This is a genomic window from Chryseobacterium sp. SIMBA_028, assembly GCF_046535285.1.
Taxonomy (GTDB): domain Bacteria; phylum Bacteroidota; class Bacteroidia; order Flavobacteriales; family Weeksellaceae; genus Chryseobacterium.
Window position 1 is genome coordinate 1 of record NZ_JAWRWZ010000480.1, and the last position, 258, is coordinate 258.

Here is a 258-nt window from a genome sequence, read left to right on the forward strand (position 1 = left end):
GCTTTTCCTGACGTTGCTGATGTCCGGCCAATGGCGCAAATGCGTGGGGCTCCTGAGCCGGACTCCTTCCCACCCGGCACGCTTGCAGTACCGTGGCGCCCTGCCCGAACTGGGCCGGGGGCTTGCCTTCACGTATGCCGGGAAGCCGGCCAGCGCCATCGAGCCCCTTCGCTCCGCGGTTGCCCATCTGGAACTTCGGCCCAGCATGAACCTGATCAAAGTCGCTTACGCGGCCACTGCGTTCGCCTATGCCCAAAT

At 64.7% G+C, this 258-nt stretch carries 1 protein-coding gene; it reads left to right on the forward strand.

Translation table 11 applies throughout. The features are described 5' to 3' along the window. The coding region (locus SCA31_RS24200) for a hypothetical protein (protein WP_410699528.1) at positions 1-258 on the forward strand (258 nt) is incomplete at both ends.